The 25,896-nt window shown below is 71.2% G+C and carries 17 protein-coding genes; 11 read left to right on the top strand and 6 right to left on the bottom strand.

Translation table 11 applies throughout. The annotated features are described in order from the left end of the window. The first annotated feature begins 130 nt into the window (after positions 1-130). The 10 genes from OG252_RS35675 (at position 131) to OG252_RS35630 (ending at position 11,735) form a co-directional block, all read left to right on the top strand. Positions 131-424, top strand: a complete 294-nt coding sequence (locus OG252_RS35675) for a heavy-metal-associated domain-containing protein (protein ID WP_307674344.1) — start codon at positions 131-133, stop codon at positions 422-424. 111 nt (positions 425-535) lie between these two features. Beyond that, entirely contained in the window at positions 536-2,839 is a 2,304-nt protein-coding gene (locus OG252_RS35670) for a heavy metal translocating P-type ATPase (RefSeq protein ID WP_329341350.1), read from the top strand. 99 nt (positions 2,840-2,938) lie between these two features. Beyond that, positions 2,939-3,295: an NADH-quinone oxidoreductase subunit A gene (locus OG252_RS35665; protein ID WP_266440368.1), complete on the top strand. Its 357-nt coding sequence runs from the start codon at positions 2,939-2,941 to the stop codon at positions 3,293-3,295. Positions 3,296-3,414: 119 nt separating this feature from the next. Continuing rightward, the gene (locus OG252_RS35660; RefSeq protein ID WP_329341348.1) at positions 3,415-5,082 is read left to right on the top strand and encodes a hypothetical protein; all 1,668 of its coding nucleotides are present in this window, start codon (positions 3,415-3,417) and stop codon (positions 5,080-5,082) included. Continuing rightward, on the top strand, positions 5,075-6,019 hold the full coding sequence (locus OG252_RS35655) for an NADH-quinone oxidoreductase subunit H (RefSeq protein WP_329341346.1): 945 nt from the start codon (positions 5,075-5,077) through the stop codon (positions 6,017-6,019). The genes OG252_RS35660 and OG252_RS35655 overlap by 8 nt, the downstream gene beginning before the upstream one ends. A 98-nt stretch (positions 6,020-6,117) precedes the next feature. Beyond that, positions 6,118-6,678, top strand: coding sequence for an NADH-quinone oxidoreductase subunit J (locus OG252_RS35650; protein ID WP_329341344.1), 561 nt, complete (start codon positions 6,118-6,120; stop codon positions 6,676-6,678). Next, complete coding sequence (locus OG252_RS35645; RefSeq protein ID WP_266440361.1) at positions 6,675-6,980, top strand: NADH-quinone oxidoreductase subunit NuoK; 306 nt, start codon at positions 6,675-6,677, stop codon at positions 6,978-6,980. Before OG252_RS35650 ends, OG252_RS35645 begins: the two co-directional genes overlap by 4 nt. Beyond that, positions 6,977-8,809 (top strand): NADH-quinone oxidoreductase subunit 5 family protein, encoded by a 1,833-nt coding sequence (locus OG252_RS35640; RefSeq protein ID WP_329341342.1) that lies wholly within the window; start codon positions 6,977-6,979, stop codon positions 8,807-8,809. The genes OG252_RS35645 and OG252_RS35640 overlap by 4 nt, the downstream gene beginning before the upstream one ends. Positions 8,810-8,814: 5 nt before the next feature. Then, entirely contained in the window at positions 8,815-10,320 is a 1,506-nt protein-coding gene (locus tag OG252_RS35635) for a complex I subunit 4 family protein (protein ID WP_266440358.1), read from the top strand. Next, entirely contained in the window at positions 10,317-11,735 is a 1,419-nt protein-coding gene (locus tag OG252_RS35630; protein WP_329341340.1) for an NADH-quinone oxidoreductase subunit N, read from the top strand. Before OG252_RS35635 ends, OG252_RS35630 begins: the two co-directional genes overlap by 4 nt. 8 nt (positions 11,736-11,743) lie before the next feature. Here the strand turns inward: OG252_RS35630 and OG252_RS35625 are convergent, their stop codons facing one another. Then, entirely contained in the window at positions 11,744-12,109 is a 366-nt protein-coding gene (locus tag OG252_RS35625; protein ID WP_329341338.1) for a hypothetical protein, read from the bottom strand. A 23-nt stretch (positions 12,110-12,132) separates the two neighbouring features. Beyond that, entirely contained in the window at positions 12,133-13,233 is a 1,101-nt protein-coding gene (locus tag OG252_RS35620; RefSeq protein ID WP_329341336.1) for an MFS transporter, read from the bottom strand. 68 nt (positions 13,234-13,301) lie between these two features. Between OG252_RS35620 and OG252_RS35615 the strand changes: the two genes are divergently transcribed. Beyond that, the gene (locus tag OG252_RS35615; RefSeq protein WP_266440352.1) at positions 13,302-13,961 is read left to right on the top strand and encodes a TetR/AcrR family transcriptional regulator; all 660 of its coding nucleotides are present in this window, start codon (positions 13,302-13,304) and stop codon (positions 13,959-13,961) included. Positions 13,962-14,003: 42 nt separating this feature from the next. On the opposite strand, the gene OG252_RS35610 is transcribed toward OG252_RS35615, so the two are convergent. From OG252_RS35610 to OG252_RS35595, 4 genes are all read right to left on the bottom strand, one after another. Then, on the bottom strand, positions 14,004-14,582 hold the full coding sequence (locus OG252_RS35610; RefSeq protein WP_266440350.1) for a hypothetical protein: 579 nt from the start codon (positions 14,580-14,582) through the stop codon (positions 14,004-14,006). Between the two features lie 41 nt (positions 14,583-14,623). Further along, positions 14,624-15,466, bottom strand: a complete 843-nt coding sequence (locus OG252_RS35605) for a hypothetical protein (protein WP_266440349.1) — start codon at positions 15,464-15,466, stop codon at positions 14,624-14,626. Between the two features lie 58 nt (positions 15,467-15,524). Further along, the gene (locus OG252_RS35600) at positions 15,525-22,046 is read right to left on the bottom strand and encodes an RHS repeat domain-containing protein (RefSeq protein WP_329341334.1); all 6,522 of its coding nucleotides are present in this window, start codon (positions 22,044-22,046) and stop codon (positions 15,525-15,527) included. Between the two features lie 80 nt (positions 22,047-22,126). Further along, a complete protein-coding gene (locus OG252_RS35595; protein ID WP_329341332.1) occupies positions 22,127-25,771 on the bottom strand; it encodes a LamG domain-containing protein in 3,645 nt (1,214 codons plus the stop codon). Positions 25,772-25,896: the final 125 nt, after the last annotated feature.

Raw genomic sequence — 25,896 nt, 5'->3', positions numbered from 1 at the left:
GAACGAGTCATGTGAGTGGCGCCACAGGTATCGGGAATACCCCTAGGGGGTATAGTGTTGACGTGTTCGGGAGGCCAGGGAACCAGCCTCCCGGAGACGACCCACGCATCCACACCCTGAGGAAGTAGCCATGACCACCGAGACGAACACCGGCTCCTGCTGCGGCTCCCACTCCTGTGGCTCCGAGGCCACGGTCGACGTCCAGGGCGTCGGCGTCACCACGGTCTACAAGGTGTCCGGCATGACCTGCGGCCACTGCGAGGGCGCTGTCTCCCAGGAGATCTCCGCCCTGGACGGCGTCACCGCGGTCAAGGCCGTCGCCGACACCGGCGAGGTGACCGTCAGCTCCGCCGCCCCGCTCGACGAGGAGGCCGTCCGCGCCGCCGTCGACGAGGCCGGTTACGAGCTCGTCGGCCGCGCCTGACACCCTCTTCGGGGTCCATACCACCCCGAAGAAGCGAATACCTCCCGCGCCGGGACGTACCGCTCCGCTGATACGGACGCCGTACGTCCCGGCCTCCCCCTGGAGACACGCATGACCAGCACGGCTCCCGAAAAGCCCCTCCCCGTCACGGCGTCCGCGCCGGCCTCCGAGGTCGAGCTCTCCATCGGCGGCATGACCTGCGCCTCGTGCGCCGCTCGTATCGAGAAGAAGCTCAACCGCATGGACGGTGTCACCGCGACCGTCAACTACGCCACCGAGAAGGCGAAGGTCTCCTTCCCGGCAGGTGTCGAGGTCGGCGACCTCATCGCGACGGTCGAGAAGACCGGCTACACCGCCGAGGAGCCGCCCCCGCCCCCCTCGGAAACGGGAGACGAGGGCGAGGCCCGGGCCGCTCCGGCCGCTCCGGCCGCGGACGGTGAGCTGCTGTCCCTGCGGGAGCGCCTGTACGTGTCGCTGGCCCTCACCGTGCCGGTCGTCCTGATGGCGATGGTGCCCGCCCTGCAGTTCGACAACTGGCAGTGGCTGTCGCTCACCCTGGCGGCTCCCGTCGTCGTCTGGGGCGCGTTCCCGTTCCACAAGGCCGCCTGGACGAACGCCCGGCACGGCGCCGCCACCATGGACACGCTGGTGTCGATCGGCACGCTCGCGGCGCTCGGCTGGTCGGTGTGGGCGCTGTTCTGGGGGAACGCGGGGATGCCGGGCATGCGCCACGGCTTCGAGTTCACCATCTCCCGCGGGGACGGCTCCTCCGCCATCTACCTGGAGGCCGCGGCCGGGGTGACCACGTTCATCCTCGCCGGACGCTACCTGGAGGCCCGCGCCAAGAGGAAGTCGGGGGCGGCGCTGCGGGCACTCATGGAGTTGGGCGCCAAGGACGTGGCGGTGCTGCGCGGCGGCACGGAAGTGCGCATCCCGGTGGGCCAGTTGGCGGTCGGTGACCGTTTCGTCGTACGGCCCGGGGAGAAGATCGCCACCGACGGTACGGTCATCGAGGGCGCGTCTGCGGTGGACGCCTCCATGCTGACCGGCGAGTCGGTGCCGGTGGACGTGACCGTAGGCGACGCCGTCACGGGCGCGACCGTGAACGCCGGGGGCCGGCTCGTCGTCGAGGCGACCCGCATCGGCACGGACACCCAGCTCGCGCGGATGGCAAAGCTGGTCGAGGACGCGCAGAACGGCAAGGCCGAGGTGCAGCGCCTCGCCGACCGGATCTCCGGGATCTTCGTGCCCGTGGTCCTCTTCCTCGCGGTCGCCACCTTCGGCGTCTGGCTCGGGGCCACCGGCGACACCGTGGCCGCCTTCACCGCCGCCATCGCCGTCCTGATCATCGCCTGCCCGTGCGCACTGGGCCTGGCCACGCCGACCGCGCTGATGGTCGGCACCGGACGCGGCGCCCAGCTCGGCATCCTCATCAAGGGCCCCGAGGTCCTGGAGTCCACCCGCCGCGTCGACACCGTCGTCCTGGACAAGACCGGCACCGTCACCACCGGCCGGATGCAGCTCCAGGACGTCCACACCGCACCGGACGTGGACGAGACAGAACTGCTGCGGCTGGCGGGCGCGTTGGAGCACGCCTCGGAACACCCCATCGCCCAGGCCATCGCGGCGGGGGCGGCCGAGCGGGCGGGGGTGGCCGGGGGGAACCTTCCCGTGCCGGAGAGCTTCGAGAACGTCGCCGGCCTCGGCGTCCAGGGCGTCGTCGAGGGCCACGCGGTGCTCGTCGGCCGCGAGAAGCTCCTGGCCGAGTGGGCCATCGAGCTGCCCCGCGAGCTGGAAGAGGCGAAGGCCGCCGCGGAGGCCGAGGGACGTACGGCGGTCGCCGTCGCCTGGGACGGCCAGGCGCGCGGCGTCCTCACCGTCGCCGACGCGATCAAGGAGACCAGTGCCGAAGCGGTGGCCGAACTGCGCAGGCTGGGCCTGACGCCCGTCCTGCTGACCGGCGACAACCAACGCGTCGCCGAGTCGGTCGCCAAGGCCGTCGGGATCGACGAGGTCATCGCCGAAGTCCTGCCCCAGGACAAGGTCGACGTGGTCAAGCGACTGCAGAGCCAGGGCCGTACGGTCGCCATGGTCGGCGACGGCGTCAACGACGCGGCCGCACTGGCCACCGCGGACCTGGGCCTGGCCATGGGCACCGGCACCGACGCCGCCATCGAGGCCGGTGACCTGACCCTCGTACGCGGCGACCTGCGCGTGGCCGCCGACGCCATCCGTCTGTCCCGCCGGACCCTGGCCACCATCAAGGGCAACCTGTTCTGGGCCTTCGGCTACAACGTCGCCGCCCTGCCACTCGCCGCCTTCGGCCTGCTCAACCCGATGATCGCGGGAGCGACGATGGCGTTCTCGTCAGTGTTCGTCGTCACCAACAGCCTGCGCCTGCGGTCCTTCAAGTGAACCGCGCGGCGCGCGACTTTTGGCTGATGCCGTAACCGTCCACGGACTGCCATGCTCCCTCGCGTGGCAGCCGTGCGGACGATCCATGGAAGGGGACCCGTGCAGACATCGGACTGGGAGCCGGTCCTGGCCCTCCTGGTGCTGGTTTCCGGAGCCGTCATACTGCTCCACGCCCTCTCCCTCGCCGTACGGGCGGTCCGGGAACCGCTGCACACCGGGCCGTTCAGCGGAGGGCTGGAACCTCAGGAACACGCACTGTCCCGGTTCCACGTCCGCTGGTATCCGGTCACGATGGTCTTCCTGGCCTTCGACATGGAGATGCTCTTCATGTATCCGTGGACGAAGGTCGTCTCTGCGGTGGGTACGACCGCGGTCGTCGAGATGTTCCTCTTCCTCGGCATCCTGCTGGCGGGCGTCGGTTACGCCTGGCGGGAGGGGGCGTTCCGATGGAGCTGAGACGCCGGCTCGCGAGAACGGCCCTGTCCCGTCCGGGAGTTCTGCTCGCGGTGTCTCCCGGAGCCACGCGCGCACGGCTCGCCGTGGAAGCGGAACTGGGGCGGCGGGGGTGGCCGTGTGTGAGCACGCCCGCGGAGGCGGATCTCCTCGTGGTTCTGGGCACCGACCGTGCGGCAGACGAGGACTGGGTCATGAACCTGTGGCGTTCCATGCCGGCGCCCAAGGCCCGCGCGCCGCTCACCGACGCCGAACAGGTCGCCTCGGTCCTCGACGAAGGGCTGGCCGCGCTCCGGGACGGGAGAACTCCGCGGGAGGGGCACGAGAACCACCTGGGTGAGGACCACCGGGGGCACGGCGCTCACGGGGAGGGCATGTCCGCTGCCGACGGCAACGGGCGTGGTGAGGCCGAGGCCGGCGAGGGCGACGCGGATGAGCGACATGAGGGCCGGAACGGCCATGAAGGCCACGAAGGGCACGAGGGCGGCGGGCACGAAGGCCACGAGACGCACGGCGGGCACGAAGAACACGGCGAAGACAGCACGCACGAAGGCCACGAGGCAGCCGACCGGCACGAAGGGCACAGCGGAGGCAGCGGGCACGAGACACACGCCGGACATGGAAGCCACAAGGCCCCTGAGACGCACAGCGAGCACGAAAGCCACGGAGCCCATGAGGCGCACAGCGGGCACGACGGCGACGAAGGTCACGAGGCGCACGGCGGGCATGAAGGTCACGAGGCACACACCGGCCACGAAGGCCACGAAGCACACGGCGGGCATCAAGGCGACGGCGGGCACGAAGGCCACGGCAGCCACGAAACCAACGCCGGACACGACGAGCACGCATCGCACGCCGAACACCCCGACCCCGGCAGCCACGCATCGCACGTCGGCCCCCACAGCCCCGAATCACACACCGGCCACGACATGCACAGCGCCCACCACGGCCACGCAGGCCACGACATGGGCGGCCTCGTCGCCGGTCTGCCCATGGCGGATCGCGCCGACGACAGGGACGGGCTGAGGCTCGACCAGCTGCACGTGCCGCTCGGTCCCGGCCTCGTCGACTGGCCCGCGGGGCTGGTCCTGCGCCTGACACTCCAGGGCGATGTCGTCCAACAGGTCGGCGTCGAATCAGCGGAGTCGACGGAATCGACGGCTCCCGCACCCCCGCATCCCCCCTTCTGGAGCGAGCCCTGGCTCCGTGCCGTCGCGGGCGAGCGGGTGACCCGCGGCGAGGCGGCGCGGCGGCTGTGCGCGGCGCATCTGGACAGTCTGGGCAGGTTCTTCGCGGTGGCGGGGTGGGCGGACATGGCCGCCCGCGCCCGGCGCGTACGGGACACCGCACTGGCAGGGGCGGACGCCGCCGAACTCACCGCTCTCACCCGCCCCTTGATCCGCCGGGCCGAGCGCTCGCGGGCCCTGCGATGGATGACCGCCGGACTCGGACCGCTGCCTGCCGAGCACGCGGCGCATCTCGGGGTCACCGGTCCCGCCCTGCTCGCGGACGGGGACGCGTACAGCCGGATGCTCGTGTGGCTCGACGCGGTCGGGCGGAGTGCGGCCGCCTGCGACGACGACACCAGCACCGTGGGCCAGGCGGACACCATCGGCCCGCGCGGGCATATCGACACGTCGACTCCACCGCCCTCTCGACCGCTCCTCAACGCGCTGCCCGGCCTGCTGGAGGGCACCGAGTTCGCGGCCGCGCGGATCGTCGTCGCGAGCCTGGACCCGGACCTCGACGAGTTGGCGTACGTTCCGTCGGCGGGGGTGGCCCATGGCTGAACGCACCCCGCTGTGGGCGGTCTTCGTCCTGCCCGCGCTGCTCGTCGCGGTCGCTCTGGTGACGGCGGGCCTCGACGCCGTACTCGCGGCCGGGGCGCGGAACGGGCGGCCGGGGTCCCTGCGTGAGGCGGCCGGCCGCGCGACCGGGCCGGGCCGTGAGGTGCTGCGGCAGCTCGTGCAGCAGCCGCGGCGGACCCGGGCGTCCGACGTACCGCTGGCCCGGATCGGAGCGGCTCTCCTTCCCGTCGCGGCGGTCCTGGCCGCCGTCGTCCTGCCGCTCGGCTTCCGGTCGGTGAGCGATCTGCCGGAGGGGATCGTCTGGTTCAACGCGATGGAGGCGTTGGCGTGGGCGGCGGTGTGGCTGGCGGGCTGGGGGCCGAACTCGGCGCTCTCACTCATCGGCGGGTACCGGTTCCTGGCCCAGGGGCTGGCGTACGAGCTGCCGCACATGCTCGCGATCACCACGGCGGCGCTGGGCGCGGAGTCGCTGCGGGTGGGCGAAGTCGTCGACGCCCAGGCCGGGTTGTGGTTCGCGGTGTGGATGCCGGTGGCCTTCGGGATCTATCTGCTGAGCGCGATGGCGATGGCGTTCTGGGGGCCGTTCGACCAGCCCGCCGGTCAGGACGTGGCGGGCGGCGCGGTCTCCGAGCTGTCCGGTGCGGACCGGGTGCTCTTCCTCGGTGGCCGCTGGCTCCTGCTGGTCGTGGCGGCGGCGTTCAGCGTGCCGCTCTTCCTGGGCGGCGGGCACGGACCGCTGCTGCCCGGCTGGCTGTGGACCGTACTCAAGACGGCAGCCGTACTGGCCTTCCTGCTCTGGGCCCGCCGCAGGCTCCCGACCCTGCGCATGGACCGCTATCTGGAGCTGACCTGGGTCGTGCTGACCCCGCTGGCCATCGTGCAGGCGCTGGTCGTGGCCGTCGTGGTCCTGAACCGATGACCCCGATGACCACCCCACTGAACCCACTGAACCCACTGAACCCACTGAACCCGATGAAGCCGATGAAGCCGATGACGAGAGCGAGGTGTCGTACGTAAATGGATGTCGCGGTCTTCTGGACGCTTGCCGTCCTCGCGGTCGTCAGCGGTGTGATGGTGTTCCGCTTCGACTCCATGGCCCGGGCGACGTTCTCCCTGCTGGCCTCGCTGCTGTGCGTGGGCGGTCTGGTCGTGCTGCTGGGGCTGGACTACCTGGGCATCGTCATCGTGCTGATGATGACGATCGAGATGGCCATCATGGCGGTCTTCATGGTGATGTACATGATGAATCCGGCCGGGCTGATGCCGATGACGATGATGCACAACAAGAAGGGTGCCGCCGTCGTCTGCGGCCTCGTCTTCCTGCTCCTCGCCGCCGGAATCCTGTTCGCGCCCTGGCCCGCCCGGCGCGGGAAGGCACCGGCCGATCCGACCATGGACCTCGGCATGTCCCTCATGGGCCCGCAGATGCTGACCATGATGACGCTGGGCATGGCCCTGTTCGCGACGATCGTCGCCACGGTGGTGCTGGCCACCCGGCGGGGACGGTACGACCGGCTCGGCGACGACCTGCGGGCGCGGCGCGCGGACGATCCCGTACGAGGCGGTGTCGGCCGGTGAGCCTGGAACTGTTTCTCCTGCTGGCCGCCGCGCTGTTCTGCGTCGGCCTGTTCGGAGCCCTCACCCAGCAGTCGATCGTGATGCTGATGATGGGCCTCGAACTGATGCTGGGCGGGGTCATCCTGGGCGCCGGGGCCGTCTGGCACTACGTCGCTCCGGCGGCGGCCGACGGGCAGGTGCTGATCGTCCTCGCGGTCACGGCGATGGCCCTGGAGATGGCGGTCGGGTTCGCCGTCGTCACCGCTCTGTTCCGCTCGCGGGAGGTCGACATGACCGACATGGCGGCGGAGTTGAAGGAGTGAGCGCCCTGCTGTGGGCGCTGGTCGCCCTGCCGCTCGGCACCGGTGTGCTGCTGCTCGTGGCGGGGCGCCGGGCCGATCGCGCCGCGCCGGCCGTTGCTCTCGCCGTGACGGCCGCCGCCCTGGGGCTCGCCATCACCGCGGCCTTCCGGCATCCGGCCGTGCGGGCGCCGTTCCTCGACGGGCTGCCGATGCGGTTCGCGGTGGACGGTCTGTCGGGGGTACTGGTGATCACGGTCACCGCCGTCACCCTGGCCGTCCTCCTCTTCAGCGCGGCGGAGTTCGGCGCCGACGAGGCCCGGGCGCGCTTCTTCGGGCTGATGCTGCTGTTCGCCGGGAGCATGCTCGCCACCGTCACCGCCGCGACCCTCCCGGTCCTGCTCATGGGCTGGGAAGTCATGGGCGCCACGTCATGGGCGCTGATCGGCTACTGGTGGCGTGACCCGGAGCGGACGAGCGCGGCCGACACCGCGTTCCTCACCACCCGCACCGCCGACCTCGGCCTCTACCTGGCGGCAGGTGCCGCGCTCGCGGGCGGCCAGGACCCGACGCTCTCGCTCGACGGCCTCGCGCGCGCCGACGACCCGTGGCTGTCCTTCCTCACGGCGGGCATCATCGTCGCGGCCCTCGGGAAGTCGGCCCAACTGCCCTTCAGCTTCTGGCTGTCGAAGGCCATGCAGGGCCCGAGCCCGGTCTCGGCGCTCCTGCACTCGGCGACGATGGTCGTCGCGGGAGCGTATCTGCTGCTGCGCACCGGACCGCTGCTGGACGCCTCCGGCTGGGGCGACGACGTCGTCGCGTGGACGGGCGCCGCCACCGCGCTGTGCCTGGGGCTCGTCGCCGTGGCACAGACCGACCTCAAGCAGCTGCTGGCCGCGTCGAGTTGTGCCCAGATCGGCTTCATGGTGCTGGCCGCCGGTACCGACGCGACCTCCGGCGGCACGCTCCAGCTCATCGCCCACGCGGCGGCGAAGAGCCTCCTCTTCCTCGCGGCGGGCGCCTGGCTCACCGCACTGGGCACGCAGCGGCTCCGCGAGTTGCTCGGCGCCGCCCGCCACAGCCGGACGGTCGGCGCGGCCTTCACCGTGGCCGCGCTCACCCTGGCCGGACTCCCCCCGCTCTCGCTGTGGGCCGCCAAGGACGTACTGCTGGCGGGAGCCCTGGAGCACAGCCCCTGGCTGTACGCCGTCGGGCTGGCCGGCGCCCTCCTCTCGGCGGTCTACAGCACCAAGGCCCTCTGGTACGTGTGGCAGCGCCCGGTGCCACGGCCCGATGCCCGCCGTATCCCGGGCGGGGCCGTGCCGCCCTTGGTCCTGCTGGCCCTGGCCTGCGTCGCGTTGACACCGCTGGCCTTCCCTCCCTTGCGTGACAGTGTCGATCGTGTCCTCGTGGCCTCCGGCCAACCCACACCGCACGCCTGGGAGCTGGCCGTCTCCGGGGGTCTGGCTCTGCTCGCGGCCGCGGCCGCCTGGACTTGGGGTACGCGCCCGTTGGCCAAGCCGCTCTTCGCGGACTGGCTGCACCTGGAACGCGCCGCGCACGCCCTCCTGGTCGCCCCCGTGATGCGGCTCGCGCACCTGGCCGCCGCGTTCGACGACCGGGTCGTCGACCGTGCCGTCGACGGTTCGGCCGCGGCCGCCCTGCGCTGCGCCCGCTGGACGGACGGCGTCGTGGAGCGTGCCCTCGACGGCACGGTCACCGCCCTCGCCGCCGGTACCCGCGCGCTCGGCCGCTGGTCCCGCCGCCCGCAGACCGGCCAGCTGCACCAGTACCTCGCCCAGGCCGTCGCCGCCTTCACCGTCCTCGCCGTCGTGCTCGTCCTCGTGAGGTGACCCACTTGCTGACCGCCCTCGTCTTCGCGCCCACGGCCGTCGCCCTGCTGCTGTTCGCACTCCCCCGCCGCACGACACCGGTGGTGTTCCGCGCCGTCTGGGTGGCGGTGTCCGCCGCCGAGCTCGCTCTGGTCGTCGCCCTGTGGGCCGGGTACGACACCGGCGGCGGCATGCAGTACGAGGAGCGCGCCCGCTGGATCCCGAGCGCCGGCGTCGGCTACCACGTCGGCGTCGACGGGCTTTCCCTGCCGCTGCTCGCCCTCACCTGCCTCCTCTTCCTGGCCTGCGCGCTGTACTCACTGCGCGAGAACCGCCGTATCCGCGAGTTCGCCGCGCTGTTCCTCTTCCTCCAGACCACCTGCCTGGGCCTGTTCGTGGCCCTCGACCTGATCCTGTTCTTCGTCTTCTTCGACCTGTCCATCGTGGCGATGTACTTCGTCATCGCGGGCTGGGGGCACCGGCAGGCGGCCCGGGCCGCGCTGAAGTTCTTCCTCTACACCTTCGTCGGTTCGCTCGCCCTGCTGCTCGGCTTCATCGGCCTGTACCTCGCCGCGTCGCCGCACACCTTCGACATGGTCGAACTGACCGAGCAGAACCCGCTCGCCGGACGCTCCGTCTACGGCGCGTTCGTGCTCCTCGCCGTCGTGGTCGGCCTGGCGGTGAAGACCCCGACGGTGCCCTTCCACACCTGGCTGCCGCCGGCCCACGTCGAGGCACCCGCCGCGGGTTCGGCCATCCTCGCCGGGGTGCTGCTGAAGATGGGCACGTACGGTTTCGTCCGCATCGCCATGCCCATGCTCCCGGAGGCCTGGCGGCGCTACGCGATCGTCCTGGTCGTCATCGGCGTCATCTCGATCCTCCACGGCGCCCTTGTCGCCCTCGCCCAGACCGACTTCAAGCGGATGGTCGCGTACACCTCCGTGAACCACATGGGGTACGTCGTCCTCGCGGTCGGCGCCGCGGCGGCCACGGCGGACAGCTCCGAGCAGGCCCGCTCCCTCGCCGTCACCGGAGCGGTGACGCAGATGGTCAGCCACGGACTGCTCACCGGCGCGCTGTTCCTGCTCGCCGGGGTGCTGTACGAGCGCGGACGGACGTACGACATGGGCGCCTACTCCGGACTCGCCGCCGCGGCCCCGGCCTTCGCGGCCCTGACCGGCGTCGCGGCCTTCGCCTCCCTCGGGCTGCCCGGGTTCTCCGGCTTCATCGCCGAGTTCCAGATCTTCACCGGCAGCCTCGGACCACGGCCGGTGGCCACGGCGCTCTCGGTGCTCGGCATCCTCCTCACGGCCGGGCTGTTCCTGCGCGCGCTGAGGCAGGTCTTCACGGGGCCGCTGCGGCTGCCCGACGCGCCGGGCACGCCCCGCGTGTTCCCCGACATCCGCGTGCACGAGGCCCTGGCCGTCGTACCCCTGCTCGTGCTGGCCGTCGTCCTCGGCGTGGCACCACGCTTCCTGCTCGACGTCATCGAACCGGCCTCCCGGTCCGTCCTGGAGCTGCTCGCCCGATGACCGAGATGAACGAGAACCCGCTCGACCTCCTCCCCGAGGTCCTGCTCGCCGCGTCCGCCGTCCTCGGCCTGCTGCTCGGCTCCTGGCTGCCGCGCGCCCGGCAGTGGTGCGTCGGTCTGCTGGCGGTCCTCGCCTGCGTGGCCGGGATCGTGGCCGCCTCGGTGGCCGCCGCCGAGCCCGCCACGACCGCCTTCGGCGAGGCCTTCACCGTCGACCCGGTCACCAGCACCTCCCGGATCGTGGTCCTCGCCGGCACGCTCCTCGTCCTCGCCGTCTCCTTCGGCCCGCTGCGCGGGGACCCGCGGGAGAGCGAGTTCTACGTCCTGCTGCAACTGGCCGCGCTCGGCGCGCTGATGATGGCCGGGGCCCAGGACCTGCTGCTCCTCGCCTCCGCGTACCTGCTGGCCAGCATCCCCTCCTACACCCTCGCCGGGTTCCGCAAGGACGGGCCGGGCACCGAAGCCGCCCTGAAGTTCTACGTGATCGGCGCCCTGCTCGGCGTACTCCTGCTGACCGGGATCACCGTCCTGTACGCGGCCGGGCGCGGCACCGGTTACCCGATGCTCGGGGACGCCTTCCGGGACGCGCCCGAGGCGCTGCTGGCGACCGGGGCGATCGGGCTGCTGGCGGGCGTGCTGTTCAAGGCGGGCGGCGTGCCCGCGCACTTCTGGGTGCCCGACGCGGTGCAGGGCAGCAGCCCGCCGGTGGCGGCGCTCCTCACCACCATCCCGAAGATCGGCGCGCTCGCCGCGCTCTTCCGCCTCGGCGAGGCGGTCTTCGCGGACAGCACGCTGCCGTGGGCCGCGCTCGTCTCGGTCCTCGCGGCCGCGTCCATGACGCTCGGCAATCTCGGAGCGTTCTTCCAGCAGGACGTCAAGCGGCTGCTCGCCTACTCGACGATCAGCCAGGTGGGGTACCTGCTCATGCCGGTGGCCGTCGCCGGACGCTCGGACCTCGCCCAACAGGCCCTGCTGTACTACCTCGCGGCGTACACGGTCACGAACCTCGGCGCCTTCGCCGTCGTCTGCGCGCTGCCGCGTGCGCAGAGCCTGGAGGACTATCGAGGACTGGCCAGGGAGCGTCCGCTGCTCGCCGCGAGCCTGGTCGTCTGTCTCCTGGGTTTGGTCGGCACCCCGCCCACCGCCGTCTTCCTCGGCAAACTCGAGGCGTTCAGTGCCGTGTTCGACGGCGGCTACGCCTGGCTCGCCGCGCTGGCCGCCGCGAACACCGTGGCCTCGCTCTTCTATTACCTGCGGTGGATCGTGCCCGCGGTCTCGCGGGGCGGTGGCTCGTCGTCGGAGGCGGCGGCGGTCGAGGGGGAACGGACGGCTCGCGTCGTGGCGTACGCCGCCGCGGCGGTCTCAGTCGGGCTCGGCCTGGCGGCCGGGCCCGTCCTGGACGCCCTGGCGGCGTGACGCGCCGGTCAGTGGGCCATGACCGGCCCTTGCGACGGGTCCGGCCGCCCCGCAGGCAACAGCAGCGCACCCAGGGCGGCGACCACCGCGGCGATGATCGCGCACGCGGTGAAGGCGTTGTCGAAGCCGCCCGTTCCTGCCACCGCGTCCGCGCCTGCCCCCGCGCCACCGCCCTCCAGGCTCGCCCCGGCGATGGTCGAGATCACGGCGACACCGAGCGCCGCGCCGAGCTCGTGCGAGGTGCTCACCAGGCCGGAGGCCAGACCCATGTCCTCGTGCGGCAGCCCGTTCATCGCGGCGGTGGTGGCGCAGACGAAGGCGGTCCCGAGGGCGAGCGACAGCAGCACGAACCCGGGGACCAGCTCCGTCCACACGCCGCTGTCCGCGTCCAGGCCGGTCAGAGGGCGGCGCCCACCGCGGTCAGCGCGAAGGCGACCACGCCCACGGGGCGCCAGCCGAGCCGTGCGACGAGGTGCGAGGCCGCGTGCGCCCCGATCGTGATGGCGACGGCGACCGGCAGGAAGACCAGACCCGTCTTCAACGCGCTGAATCCCAGGACGTGTTGGACGTAGAACGAGCTGAGGAAGAAGCTCGCGATGAGCAGTCCGGAGGCGGCCAGCATGACCACGCTCCCGCCGACCAGCGAGCGCCGCGCGAAGATCGCAAGCCGTACGAGCGGTTCGCGTACCCGGCGCTCGACCACCACGAAGGCGGCCGCCGACAGCAGGGCACCGAGCAGTGGCAGCCAGGCGCCCGGCGCCTCGAAGCCGTCGTCGCGGGCCTGGACCAGGCCGTAGATGAGCAGGCCGGGCGCGGCCGTGAGGGTGAGCGCCCCGGGAAGGTCGAGCGAGCCGCCCCCACCGGAAGGAGCCACGAGCTCACGGGAGTTGCCGAGCAGCGCCGGCACGCCGACGAGCGCGACCAGTCCCACGGGCACGTTGATGAAGAACACCCACTCCCAGCCGGGCCCGGACACGAACACCCCGCCGAGCAGCACTCCCACGGCGGATCCGGCGCCGCCGATCGCGGCCCAGACGCCGAGGGCCTTGTTCCGGTCGGGCCCGTGGAACAGGGCCGTGACGAGGGCCATCGCGGCCGGTGACATCAGGGCCGCGCCGACCCCCTGGGCCGAACGGGCGGCGATGAGCATCCCGCCGCCCGCGGCGAGCCCGGACGCTATGGACGCGGCGGTGAAGACGGTCAGCCCGGCGAGGAAGGCCCGCAGCTTGCCGACCGCGTCCGCGAGCCGCCCGCCGAGCAGCAGCAGGCTGCCGAAGAAGAGGGTGTACGCGGTGACGACCCAGGTGAGTCCCGAGCCGTCGAGATCGAGGTCCTCGCCGATGGTCGGCAGGGCGACGTTGATGACGGTCACGTCCGCGATCAGCATGAACTGGGCGAGGCAGAGGAGGGCCAGCAGCCGCCAGCGGTGTGGATGTCGGGCCGGCAGGTCGGCCGGACGGGCGTGTGCGTGGGCATGCGAATCAGGAGAAGCACTCATGAACTGAACGGTACAGTTCATTAGAACTGAACTCAACTGTTCAGTTCAGTTGGCGATAGGATACGGCCATGAACCACGAGGCAGCCGACGCCAGGCGCCCCCCTTCCGGAGCGCGGGCCGAGCAGAAGCGGGCGGCGATCATCGCGGCCGCACGGGAGACGTTCCTCAAGGAGGGCTTCTCGGCCGGCATGGACCTGATCGCCGCGCAGGCGGGCGTGTCCAAGGTGACCGTCTACAACCACTTCGGCAGCAAGGAAGCCCTGTTCACCGCCGTCGTCGCCGACGCACTGGACGCCCCGCTCAGCGGCACGCTGGCCCCCGCCATCGATCAGCTCGCCGAGGCGGACGACCTGCGCAAGGCCCTCACCGAGGCGGCCCAGGCCTGGGTCAAGGAAGTCCGCGAGAACCCCGACGTCCTGGCCATGCGCAACCTGGTCGCCCGCGAGCTGCACCGCTTCCCCGACCTGGGCGCCGCCTGGCAGCACCAGGCCCCCGGAAGCCACCACCCGGCCATGGCCGGCGCCCTGGAACACCTCGTGTCCAAGGGCCGCCTCACGATCCCCGACATCGAGGTGGCCATCCTCCAGCTCTACTCACTGCTGCTCTTCCCGCACCTGGTCTTCAGCACGTACGGCACGGAGATCAACACGGACCTGACCGACCGGCTGATCGCACACGGGGTGGAGATGTTCCTGGACCACTACTCGTACCGGCCGGATCAGGCGTGAACGCCGTTGATGGAGCCCACGCCCGAAGCGGATTCGTACCCGCTACGACGACTCGGTACCGTCCTTCGTCAGGTAGTACGTGTCCCGCACGTCGGGGTCCGACGTCAGGAAGAAGAGCAGCAGTTCTCCCTGCTTCCCTTTGGTGACGCCGAGGTCCCAGGTCGAGCGGGCCGGCGGCGGCTCGGTGCGGGAGGCCGCGACCCTCGCGTTGGGCGTTCCGGACGCGAGTGGTGCCTGGCTCGTCGTTCCCGCCGACGTCCGGCTTCCCTCCGCGCCGTCGGCGGTGTTCACCTCCAGGTGGATCACCGACCCGTCGCCCACGGTGTTCCCGCCTCGGTACGTGCCGGGCCTCTGCAGACGCCAGGTGCCCGTCCCCGTCATTCTCCAGGCGTCGTCGAAGTCGAACTCCTGGCCGTCCAGCTTCACGGTCGACGCTTCGGCCTCGGGTCGCAGCGTCAGGGAACTCCCCTCCCAGCCACGCCATGTGCCGTACACGTCCTGCGCGGTCACCTTGACGGACGGTGGTGGGGGCTCCATACGGCTGTCCACGCATGACGACAGGGCGAGTGTCGCCGCGGAGACCGCCGCCATGGCGAGAACGCGTCGCGCGGTCGAGGTCATGAAGTGTCTCGTCACTGGGCGGGCTCCGGCATGGCAGGCGCTCAGACCCCGCTCGCGTCCTCGAAGACGACCCGCAGGTTCGGGCGGGCGGGGTCGTCGCCCGGGATGCCGGGCGCCAGCACCGGTGCCAGCGCCCGGAAGACCTCGCGCATGGCCCGGTCGTCGTACCCGGCGAGCGTCTCGGTCGCCTGGAGCAGGAGCCCGCCGCCGGGCAGCTCCCGTACGGCGTGGAAGGCGCCGGTCGCCGCGAGGCGCCGTGCGCCGCCCAGCCGGGCGGCGAGCTCGCCCGGCACGCCGGTGACCCAGGAGTAGCCGCGGAGGTGGGTGCGGGACTCGCGCAGAGACCTGCGCTGGGGGCGCCGCAGGGCGGCCTCCAGGTCGGTGGTGTCGTGGAAGTTCAGGTGGTCCACGCGCGCGAAGACCGGGTCGGCGCCGTCGAGGGCGGTGCTCAGGAAGTCGACCAGGCGGGCGCAGAACTCCGGGTCACCGATCCGGTCGCCGGCCTTGAGGGCCGCGGACAGACCGGTGTGGCTTCCGCCGCGGCCCTCGTGCGAGCTGCCGATGCGCCCGACGTCGTCGACCCATTCGTCCTCGTCCACCGACGTCGCGTGGAAGCCGGCACTCGCGTAGAACGGGTGCGAGCGCAGCTCGGCGGCGAGCGCCGGCCAGTTCTGCCGGATGTCCTTGAGCCGCAGGTCACGCCCGCCGCTCATGGACTCGGTGACGACCGCGTACGAGTCGGTGAGCTCCTTCGCCTCGCCGGAGAAGAAGAAGTCGATCGCGGTCCGGAACCAGTGGACGAGGAGGTCCCCGCGCGGCGCGCCCGCCTGTTCGTCGAGCGTGGCCCAGAGGGTCACGTCCATGCTGGGTGCTTCGTCTTCCACTCGGGGTCCTCCCTGGTCCAGCGCGTCGTACGGCACCGACCCTATGTCGGCGGTCGGGCTAGGCGAAGGCCCCTCCGGTCAGCCCGTTGAAGAAGAAACCGACCGTGAACAGCACGCCGGTGAAGACGAGCGCTCCCGCTCCGGCCTTCTGCGCGCCCGGCGAGATCTCGAAGCCGCCTGCCGGTCCGCCGGCGGAGGCCACTCCGGTCGGGCCCGGCGCGGGTTCCAGGACGGGGGCGTCGACCGTCCCCGGTGCGGGTTCCTCGACCGGAGCCTGGGTGCTCGCGCCGGGTTTGGGGACGGGGCTGGGGCTGGGCGTGGGATTCTTGCGGTCGTTCCTGCCGTAGAACCGCATGCCCGGGTACTCCGCCTTGGACCAGACGTTCACGATGCCCTCCCGGGATGCCGCCCGGCCGGACAGCAGGCCTGGGCCGCGCTCGACGTCCCGGTCGTCGCCCTCGTCGTCCAGGTAGTCCTTCATGCCCTCGACGTACCTGGTCAGGTCCTTGGGGCCGTCGGTCTTGCCGTACGCGTTGCCCGGCTTGACCTCCCAGATGTACACCTTGTCCTTCGTCCACAGGATGACGTCGGCGGCTCCGTCGTTGCCCGTGTCGTTGCCGCTCGCGCCGGGGATGCTGTTGGCCGTCGTGCCGCCGTCGCCGACGTCGACCGTCACATAGCCCTCGATCTTGTGCTCCATGACCCAGACCTGTGCCGCGTAGCCGGACTGGCAGACGGCCGCGTCGTGTCCGCTCATGTGGAAGGTCAGGCCGCAGGCGGAACCGACGTTGCTCTGGCCGCCGTTGCGGACGACCGTCTTGCCGCTGCCGCCCTTACCGCTCTTTCCGCTCTTGGAGCCGGAGTCGGGGTCCTTCTGGTTGGAGATCGGCATGCCGCCCCGGCACTTGATCTCGCCGGTCATGCACTCCATGAGCGCCTCACCGCTCGGGTCGGAGAAGGAGACCGGGTTGTTGGCGGCGTAGGTGTAGCCGTTCAGAGTCTGCGGCTTGTCGGTTTCCAGGAGCGGATCGACGCTGATGAAGCGGCCCGTCGCCGGGTCGTACTCGCGAGCCCCGATATGGGTCAGGCCGGTGCTCGCGTCCGCCGTCTTGCCGAGGAACGCCTTGTCGTCGGGCCAGCTGCCCGTCCCGCCGGAGCGGGTCGCGCCGAAGGGCGTGGTGTAGCGCTTGGTGACGGCCTGGGTCGCGGAGTTGAGCGCGACGCTCGACGTGCCGTGCTGGTCGGCGGCCAGCCAGGACAGGGTGTCGGTGCCGGTCTTGTTGCTGCGCAGGGCGACCGCGCTGCCGTCGAATCCGTAGTAGCGCTGTCCCCAGGACTTGCCGGTGTTGTTGTCCAGGTGGACCTCTGTCGTGCCCAGGTAGAGGACCGTCTCGCCGGCGGCGTTGCGGCGGATGAGCAGGTTGCCGTCGGCGTCGTAGACGTAGCCGGTGGCGGCGGTGCCCTCCTTCAGCTCGGCGAGCTTGCCCTCGGGGGACCAGGTGAGGGACTGGGTGGCGGTGCCGTCGGGGCGGCCCGTGGTGTTGCCCGCGGAGTCGTAGGCGTAGACGGGGGTGACACCGGTGCAGGAGGCGGCGGTGGTGGTCGCGGTGAGGGCGTGCGGCTGGGTGGTGCTGTAGCAGTAGGACTTCTTCGTGGTCGCGGAGGTGGTGTGCGTGGTCTCCGTCGCGCGCAGGCCGGCGTCCGTGTAGGTGTACGACGTCCAGTACGGGCTCGGTCCGCCCAGGCCGGCCGTGGTGCGCGCCGACTCCGCGCAGTTGCCGTCGGCCGGGGTCCAGGCCTCGGTCAGGCGGCGGTGGCCGTCGTAGCTGAAGCACTGGTTGTCGGCGGCGGAGGTACCGCCGAGGGTGGTCGGGTCCTTGATGGAGGTGACGTTGCCGGTGTCGTCGTACGCGTAGTTGAGCTCCTGGAGCTCGTACGGGTGGGTCTGGTCGGTGAGCACCGCCTGGGTGAGCCGGCCCGTGCCCTCCTCGTAGGTGTTGGTGAGGTAGGCCTTCTTGGTGCCGGTCGCGGCGGAGGTGCCCAGCGTGAGCTGTTCGGTCTGGCCCAGCGCGGAGTAGGTGACGCCGAGCACGTATCCGGAGGTGCCGGAGAGGCTGGTGGGCAGGCCGACCCCGTTGTACTCGGAGCTGACCTTCTCGCTCGCGAGGCCGCCGGCCGCCGGTTCGTTGATGTACTGCTGGGTGCCGTCGATGTTGTAGTACGTCGAGAAGTCGAGCGTGGCCTTGACCGCGCCGGAGGTGACGAGCGCGTCGTTCGACGGCAGCACCAGTTGGGTGCCCGTGGCGCGGTAGTGGGCGTCGTAGGCGGTGACCTTCTTGGTGTACGCCGAACCGCTCACCCCGCCCGTGTAGCGGGTCGTGGAGTCCAGCTGGCCCTTGGCGAGGGTGTCGTACGCCCAGGCGGTCAGCTTGTTGGCGTCGGTCTTGGAGCCGGTCCACTCCCCTGTCTTGCGGCCGAGGACGTCGTAGTCGTAGAGCAGGGACGCGCCCCGCGCGTCGGTGACCTTGGCGACCTGGTCCAGGGCGGTGTACTCGGTTCTCGTCGTGCCCTTGTCGGGGTCGGTCGCGGACACCTGGCGGCCGTGGAGGTCGTAGACGTAGCTCCACCTGGTCCTGTCGGGGCCGGTGACCGTGCTCTCCTTGCCGTCGAGGGTGAAGCTGAACTGCGTGCTCGTGTAGGGGGCGCCGCTGCTCGCTCCGTAGTCGGTGTCGGAGGGGGCGGTGCCGGCGTACTCGCGGCGCTCGACGGTGCGGCCGAGCGCGTCGGTGATGTCACGGACCGCGGAGCCGCCGGACAGGGCGGTCGTGGCGGTGGAGTCACCGGTGTAGCTGGTCGTGGTCGACCAGCGCTTGACGCCGTAGATGTAGAGGGTGTTGGTGGTGGGGCGGCCCGCCGCGTCGAAGGCGGTCTCCGTCTGTTTGGGGGCCTCGCCGTACTCGGCGCGGGTGTAGGTGCCGGTCGGCGTGTGGTCCTGGTCGAAGATCTCCGCGTACGTCTCGTAGGCCAGGCCCCGGTTGTCGTAGCGGGTGTCGGTCAGCATGCGGCCGCCGAGCGCGGTGGGCGACTGGGTCTGCAGGGTGCGCAGCAGCGAGTCGTACACGGTGTAACTGGTGTTGTAGGTGTCACCGTCGGCCTTGAGCGAGCCGGTCGAGGTCCAGGACGGTCTGTCGCTGGTCACCGAGTAGTCGTACGTGTAGTTGGCGCTCTGGCCGCCGGAGCGGGAGCGGCTGGGCAGCCAGACGGCGGTGGTGCGGCCCAGCGCGTCGTACGACGTCTCGGTCAGCTTGGTGTTGACGTCGTAGATCTTGGTGATCTGGCCGCTCGCCGGGTCGTGGTAGGTGTACGACTTCTGCGTCTTGGGGTTGGTCACGACCATGCGGGTCAGCGGGCCGGCCGCGGTGGGCGTGTAGGCGACGCTCGTGGTCTGGCCGCCGGCGTTCGTGGAGGTCAGCACGCGGCCCAGGCTGTCGAAGGTGCTGCTGCCGGTGGTCTGCCAGGCGGTGGGGCTGCGTTCGCCGCCGGTCGCCGTGGCCGGGTAGGCCGTGGCGCGGCCGCCCCACGTCTTGAGGCCCTTGGTGGGGGTCTGGTTCGCGCTCCAGGCGGTCGCGGAGGTGTTGTCGTAGTACGTCGCGGTGTCCGACAGCACGTCACCGCGGCTCGCGGCCGAGGCCGGCAGGGACAGGGAGGTCTCGGCGACCGAGCAGGCGCGGGCGACCGTACGGGTGCGGGAGACCAGGGAGTTGATGCCGACGGAGTCGTTGCGGGCGTACCAGGTGCGGGTGCAGGACTCGTCGCCGGTCTTGGCGGTGTCGCCGGCGTCGTCGACGGTGGCGGCCATTCCGTAGTCGTCGTAGGTGGTGGCGCTGGTGGTGGTGCGCCAGCCGGCCGTGGCCGTCAGATAGGTGTGGGTGTACGTCTTGGCGGTGCGGACGTAGTAGGCCTCGGTGTCGGCGTACGACTTGTGCTGGGTGGCGGTCTTCTTCGACCAGGGGTCGCTGACGGTGACGGTCACCGGCGTGGAGCCGTTGTACGCGATCTGCTCGCGCAGCATGCCGGCGTACTGGTCGCTGTCGGTCTGGTCGGGCACGGCGAGTCCGGTGAAGCCGATGCCTTGCACGGTCGCCGAGCGGCGGGCGTCGGCGTCGAGCTTGCCGTCGGAGCCGAGGAGCCGGTCGCCGTTCATGCCCTGCCGGTACACCGAGACCGTCTTGGTCGCGGAGCTGCCGACGCCCTTGGTCGTGGTCACCCTGCCGTAGCCGCGCCAGATGGACCAGGTGCGTTCGTCGGCGGCGACCAGCGGGTTGTCGTTGTAGTGCCAGGCCGGGTCGGAGTAGCTGTAGGCGGTCTCCACGGCGTCGTTCTTGCCGGTCGGGTCGGAGACGTTGACGGCGAGGGCGCGGTACTTGTGGAACCAGTCGATGCTCGACTCGCTCGCGCCGTTGATGCCCCAGTACTGCGGATAGCAGGACTTGGCGTTGTCGTCCTCGGCGGCCGGCATGTTGGAGCCGCGCACGCACTCCGGCTCGGAGAGGGTGACGCGGGTGATCGAGCCGGTCTCCGAGGTGATGCTCTCGATGCGGGGGCGGGTCAGCGGGAGGATGTCGTCGGTGGCGTCGACCCGGTTCTCCCGCATCTGGTAGGTGAAGGTGATCGGGTCGAGGGAGATCGCGGTGCCGTTCTTGCCGGTCCGCTTGATGCTCTTCAGGGTCAGGGTCTGGTCGGTGCTGTCGCCGATGTCGCCGCCGTCCAGGTACTCCTGGGCGAAGGTCCAGGAGTCGACGGGCGTGAACGCGCCGCCGGTGACCGACCAGGCCCAGGTGTCGACCTGGGTGAGCCGCTTGCGGGTGAAGAAGGCCGGGCTGTGCGCGTCGCAGTCGGCGTCCTTCTTGCAGATCGCGTCGTAGGGGATGTCGGGCCAGTTGGACGCGGTGGAGTCCTTCAGTTCGGAGCAGTCGGAGGCGGTGCAGCGCTCCTCGTAGGTGAAGGTGACCTTGTCGGAGGTGACGCCCGTGAACAGGGTGTCCTTGTTCTGGCCGTAGAGGATCTTGGTGAGGTAGCCGCCGCGGGTGTACTCGGTGGTGGCGGTGGCGGCGCCGTTCTTGCCGTAGGCGTTGGTCTCCGTGGTGTACCAGTAGCTGGCCGCGTTGCCGCTCGGGTCCTCGACGTAGTCGAGGTTCCAGCGCCAGGCCTGGGTGGCCGAGCGGTTCGCGAAGGCGGAGCCCTGGTCGTAGCCGGGTTCGCCGGAGTCGTCGCCGTAGACGGGCACGGTCCACACCGAGTTGGTGCGTTCGGTGCCGGCGCCGGAGAGCTTGTCGAGCCCGAAGACGTACTTGGTGCCGTCGCCGGTCGTCACCGTCCAGTACTCGCCGTTGCCGTCGCCGTTGTCGGCGCCGGTGGAGCGGGTCACGGTGGACGCGTCGTCGTTCGCCAGCCGCCAGACCCCGGTGGTGTCGTCCTTGACCAGCTCACTGGACTTGCCGTTCAGGACGAGGGAGGCGTTGTCGTACTTCCAGCACAGGTCGTGCTTGTCGTCCTGGCCGTCCTTGTCGCAACTGCCGTAGGACCGCTCGACGTAGGAGGTCGCCGACAGGTCGAAGCCCTCGCCGATCTGGGTGGTCTGGTTGTTGGTGGACGCCGTACGGCCGTCGATGCCGCCCGAGTCGTACGACAGCTGCAGCGACGGTGCGGGACCCGCGGCGGCCGGCGGCACGCTCATCGGGTACGACCAGGTGAACGAGCCGGCGCTGCCGCCCGCCTCCCAGGTCGAGGAGGAGGACAGGGGGGTGGCGGTGTAGGTGCCGGCGCCGGAGGCGGAGGTCGTGGAGGTGGCGGCGAGGGCGAGGACGGTGGCGCTCGTGGCGTCCGCGGCCATCGGGACGGAGGCGGAGACGGTCTGGTCCTGGACGTCGTTGTGGGAGGCCAGCGGGGTGCCCCGGCGGCACTCCGCCTTCTGGGGGGTGGTCAGGGCACAGGCCGGCAGGCGCAGCAGACCGAGCCGGCCGGACCAGCCGCCGCCGTAGGCCGAGGCGAACCTGCCGTAGTCGACGGCGAGTCGGGCCCGGCCCGGCTGCGTGGCCGAGACGGTGAGCAGGACGCCCCGCACCCCGGCCGCCGCGGTCGCCTCGCGGTCGAGTACGCGGATGGTGGCGTCACCGGTGGCCACGTTGCCGACGCTGCCGCGGGCGACGGTGACCGGGAGGCCGCCCGCGGTGACGGGGGCGTTGCGGGAGCGCACCGCGGGGATGGCGGCCTCGGCGCGGCCGGGCGCGGGCCAGGTGGTCCGCTGTTCGGCTGCCGCCCGGCGGGCCTGGCCCGCGTTCTCCTTGCGGGCCGCGGCGACGGCCGCGCGCGCCTTCTTGGCGCCCAGGCCGGTGACGGCCCGTACGTCACTGTCCCGCTGCTTCGGCACCTCGGGTCGGCCGAGGCCGTTCGCCTGCGAAGCCGCGGTCGCCGGCTGCACGGCGGGCAGCGCCCCCGTGGCCAGCGCGACGGCGAGCGTCACCACGATCCCGGCGCGTCTGCCGCGCAGCCAACGAGCCACTCTCGTACCGGTGTTCACGACATACCCCTGTCAAGGCAGGCCGCGACGCGGCCACGGAGGAAGGAAGTCGAAGGGAGGAAGGGGGCGGTGTGCGGCGGTCAGCCGCCGATCATGGTGTCGAGCTGCGTGCCGTCGGCCGCCGCGCCCACCCAGATCCGGATGTCGGAGATCCGGCCGGGCAGGTAGTGGCCCCAGGCGCTGCTCACGAAGTCCTTGCCGACCGCGAGTTCACCGGAGCCGACGACGGCCGTGTACGGCGTGTCCGTGTCGTTCTGCGTGGAGTCCAGGTAGAGGGCGATGGTCCCGGCCTGCGCGTCGTACACCCCGGTCAGCCGCACCCGGCTGCCGACCACGGCCGCGCTGTCGGAGTCGACGGCGGTGAAGGTGCCGTTGGCGGCGAGGCGCCCGAACCGCCAGAAGCCGAGGGGTACTTCGTAGGGATTGTCGTTGTCGTCGAACCGGGTCTCGGTGCCGGTCTGCTGGTACCACAGGCCCCAGGCCGAGCCGTCGGCGGTGCGCTGGCCCAGCACCTGGCCGATGTATCCGGTGCCCTTGGCGTTGAGGGCGGCCTGGTCGAGTTCCACCTCGGTGGTGACGGTGAAGGAACCGGTCTCGTCGACGATCGGGCCGGACGTGGTGGCCGCGTCGTCGGTGCCGTCCAGCACGATCGCCTCCCCGTCCAGCGAGGCACCCCCGGACAGCGCCAGGGAGCGCCCGTAGCCGGTGAGGGTGTCGGCCAGCGAGGTACCGCTCGCTCCCTCGGGGTTCCAGGCGGCGACCAGTTCGGTGGCCGTCGCGGTCTCCGAACCGTCCAGCAGCTTGGCTTCCTTGGCCACGTCACCGGGCTGCAGGACCTCCTGGAACACGGCGACCTCGTCGACCCGGCCCCGCCAGTACTGCTCGTAGGTGCCGGCCACATAGCTGGCCCGGCCGATCTGCAGGGCCCCGTCCGGGGTCTGCTTCTCCCCGCCCGCCGGCACGGCCACCGGGCTGCCCTGGGCACGGCCGTTGACGTACAGCTGAATCGTCCTGTCCTCGGCGTTGTACACGCCCGCCAGCTGCGTCCACGTCTTCAGCACGACGCCCTCCGCAGCGGCGTTCTGGGCGACGAAGCGCCGGGTGCCGCCGCTGTCGGTCCAGCTGAAGCGGAACACCCACCGCTTGACGCCCGCCGAGTAGTAGAGGGAGAAGCCCGAGCTGTCGCTGCCGGTCTGGGACAGGACGGTCCGGTAGGCGCTGCTGTCGGTCAGGTACGCCCAGGCGGAAACGGTGTACGAGGACTGGGTGTTGACCGCCGGTCCCGAGGTCGCCGCGTATCCCGACTGCCGGGTGGTGTCGGAGGTGTCGTTGAGCCACAGCGAGTGGTCCGCGGAGCCACGACGGCTCAGCCCGGACCAGCCGGCGCCGGTGGTGTAGAGGGTGGCCGGGTGCCGCGTCCCCGCGGTCGTCGCGGAGTCGGCCGCGGTGGTCACGCCGGAGTTGGGCGTGCTGTCGTCGAACCGCCAGCGGCCGGTGGCCCCTTGGCTCTCCTGCACGTTGAACTTCACACTGGCGATGGCGCCCCAGCGTCCGCTGCCCACACTGTCCAGGGCCCGCACCTGGAGGACCTGCGTGCCGGCCAGGTCCGGTGCGATGGCCTTCTTGACGTTCGTCCCGGAGATCGTGGCCGACCAGGAGGTGGAGGACGACAGCTTGTAGCGGTATCCGACGACGGTGGCGGCATCGCCGGACGCCGGCGAGAAGCCGAACTCGTCCTTGACGCCGGGTCCGCCGGCCGCGACACACGCGTTGGCCGTGCACGGCGTATAGGTCGTGCCGAAGGTGATCACCGGCGCCTTCGGGGCGGTGGTGTCGACCTTGAAGTAGCACCAGCCCTTGGTCGTCACGGTGCTGCCCGACTCCAGGTAGCTGCCGCCGCCGTTGTAGTAGGAGCGGGTGAACACCGCCATCCGGTAGATCCCCCCGTCCGCCAGCGTCACCGGCGAACTGACCGACACCCGCTGCCCGTCGTTCATGTAACCGGGGCTGACCGGCCGCACGGGCTCGGTGGCCACGGCCCAGCTGCCGTCACTTGCCCTCTTCTGCACATAGAAGTGGGTGCGCAGGTTCGCCCCGCTCTCCCCGCCGGCGAGGGTCTGCGCCACCGCGGTGAACGTGGGCGTGGGGTCGGAGAGGACGTCGGGGTCGCTCGCGTCCGTCTCGCAGGAGGTGATCTCGCCGGACAGCACGCCCGGGCTGGTCGGCGGGGCCGGGACGCCCACGTAGGTGACGTCGAGGACGGCGTCGTCGTCGAACCGCTTCCAGCCGTTGGGGTCCGACTCGTTGTACGCCTTCAGCATCAGGGTGAGCCGGGAGAAGTCACCGGCCGCGAAGGCCTTCACGGTGTTGGTGAGGTTCTCGTAGTTCTGTGCCGGGTCGTCGTTGAACTCGATGGGCGCGTCCGGCTGACTCGGGTCGCAGGCCGTGCCCCGCCCGGCGGAGACGGTGCGGTCGCCCATGATGTCCCAGTTGCTGGTCGGCCCGGGCCACCGTGTCGAGGAGGAGATGTTCGGCGTCCGGACGAGCTGCACGGTCGTCCTCTCGCAGGACATCGACCAGCGCTCGGTCACCCGGAACGTGGCGTCCAGGACCCGCTTGCCGCGCAGGGCGGTCGGCGAGAACTCGAAGTACATCCGCTGCTTGTAGCCGGATCCGCAGGGGTAGGCGTAGCCGCCGCTGATGTAGGTGCCGCAGTAGCCGACGCCCTCGCCGTCGTCGCCGCCGGAGAAGTTGTAGAAGGTGTCGCCGTCCGAGGAGAGCAGGGTTCGCTCGGACTCGCTCCAGGACACGTCGGGGTCGACATAGACGGGGTAGACGGTCGCGTCACCGGTCAGCAGTTCGGGGTCCGGCACGACGGTGATCGAGTCGGCGTCCGCGGTGACGGGCAGTACCGCGGAGGCGTCGCCGTCGCTGGGGCCGGAGGTGGGGTCGGGGGTGAAGTCGCCGTTCTGGGAGGTGGGTTGGTCGGCGGTGGTCGAGGCGTCCGACGCGGTGAGCGACATGGTGGACGCGCCGGCGGCGGCCGCCGAGTCGCCCGCCGAGTCCCATTGGCGCGCGACGGGGCTGCGGAACACGGCGTTGCCGTCGTCGTCGACGGCGTCCAGCCCTCCGCCGACTCCGTCGCGCAACGTCAGTCCCTGGGCCTCGACGGGAAAGTCCAGCTTCTTCAACTCGTCGCTCGCCGCCGCCTCGGGTGACTTGACGACGAGAACCTGGCGGTAGCCCTCGAGGGTCGCGGTCATCCGCAGATCCACTCCGGGCAGTACGTCCGCGTACACGGCCGAGGCGCCGTCCAGCGTCGGCTGGGGCAGGCGGCCCGGCCACCCGACGGTCAGCGACTTACCGCCCTCGGCGACGGTCACCAGGTCGGCGCCTTCGCCCCCACCGGAGAACGACACATCCGTCACCGCCGCCTTCGGACCGACGGTGCCATCGGCCCGGCGCTCCAGCGACGCGTCCGGTTCGTCCCACGCGCCGTCGGCCTGCTTCACCCGCACCGGCACAGTGGATTGGCTGAGGGAGAAAGTGACACCGTCCGGATTGGCGTACGTCGTCGTGTATTCGGTGCGCTCTCCGACGACCTCTACGCGCTCGCCGGTGTCCGCGGCCTTTTCGGCGGCCTTTTCAGCCTCGGACTTGTTTCCCTTGCCTGCCTCATCGGCTGAATTCGCATAGGCGGGCGGGGACATGGCGGAGATGCTCACGGTGGGAATACCTGCGAGCACCGCCATCGACGTCACCAGGACCGTCGCATCGCGCAGACGTCTCGCCCGACCACCGACATGGCAACACCACATGCGTGACAGCACAACCGCCCCCCGAGCCACAC

Source organism: Streptomyces sp. NBC_01352 (genome assembly GCF_036237295.1).
In the GTDB taxonomy this organism is placed as follows: Bacteria; Actinomycetota; Actinomycetes; order Streptomycetales; family Streptomycetaceae; genus Streptomyces; species Streptomyces plumbiresistens.
The sequence above is the reverse complement of the archived record's forward strand: the minus strand, read 5'-3'. Positions and strand labels throughout refer to the sequence as shown.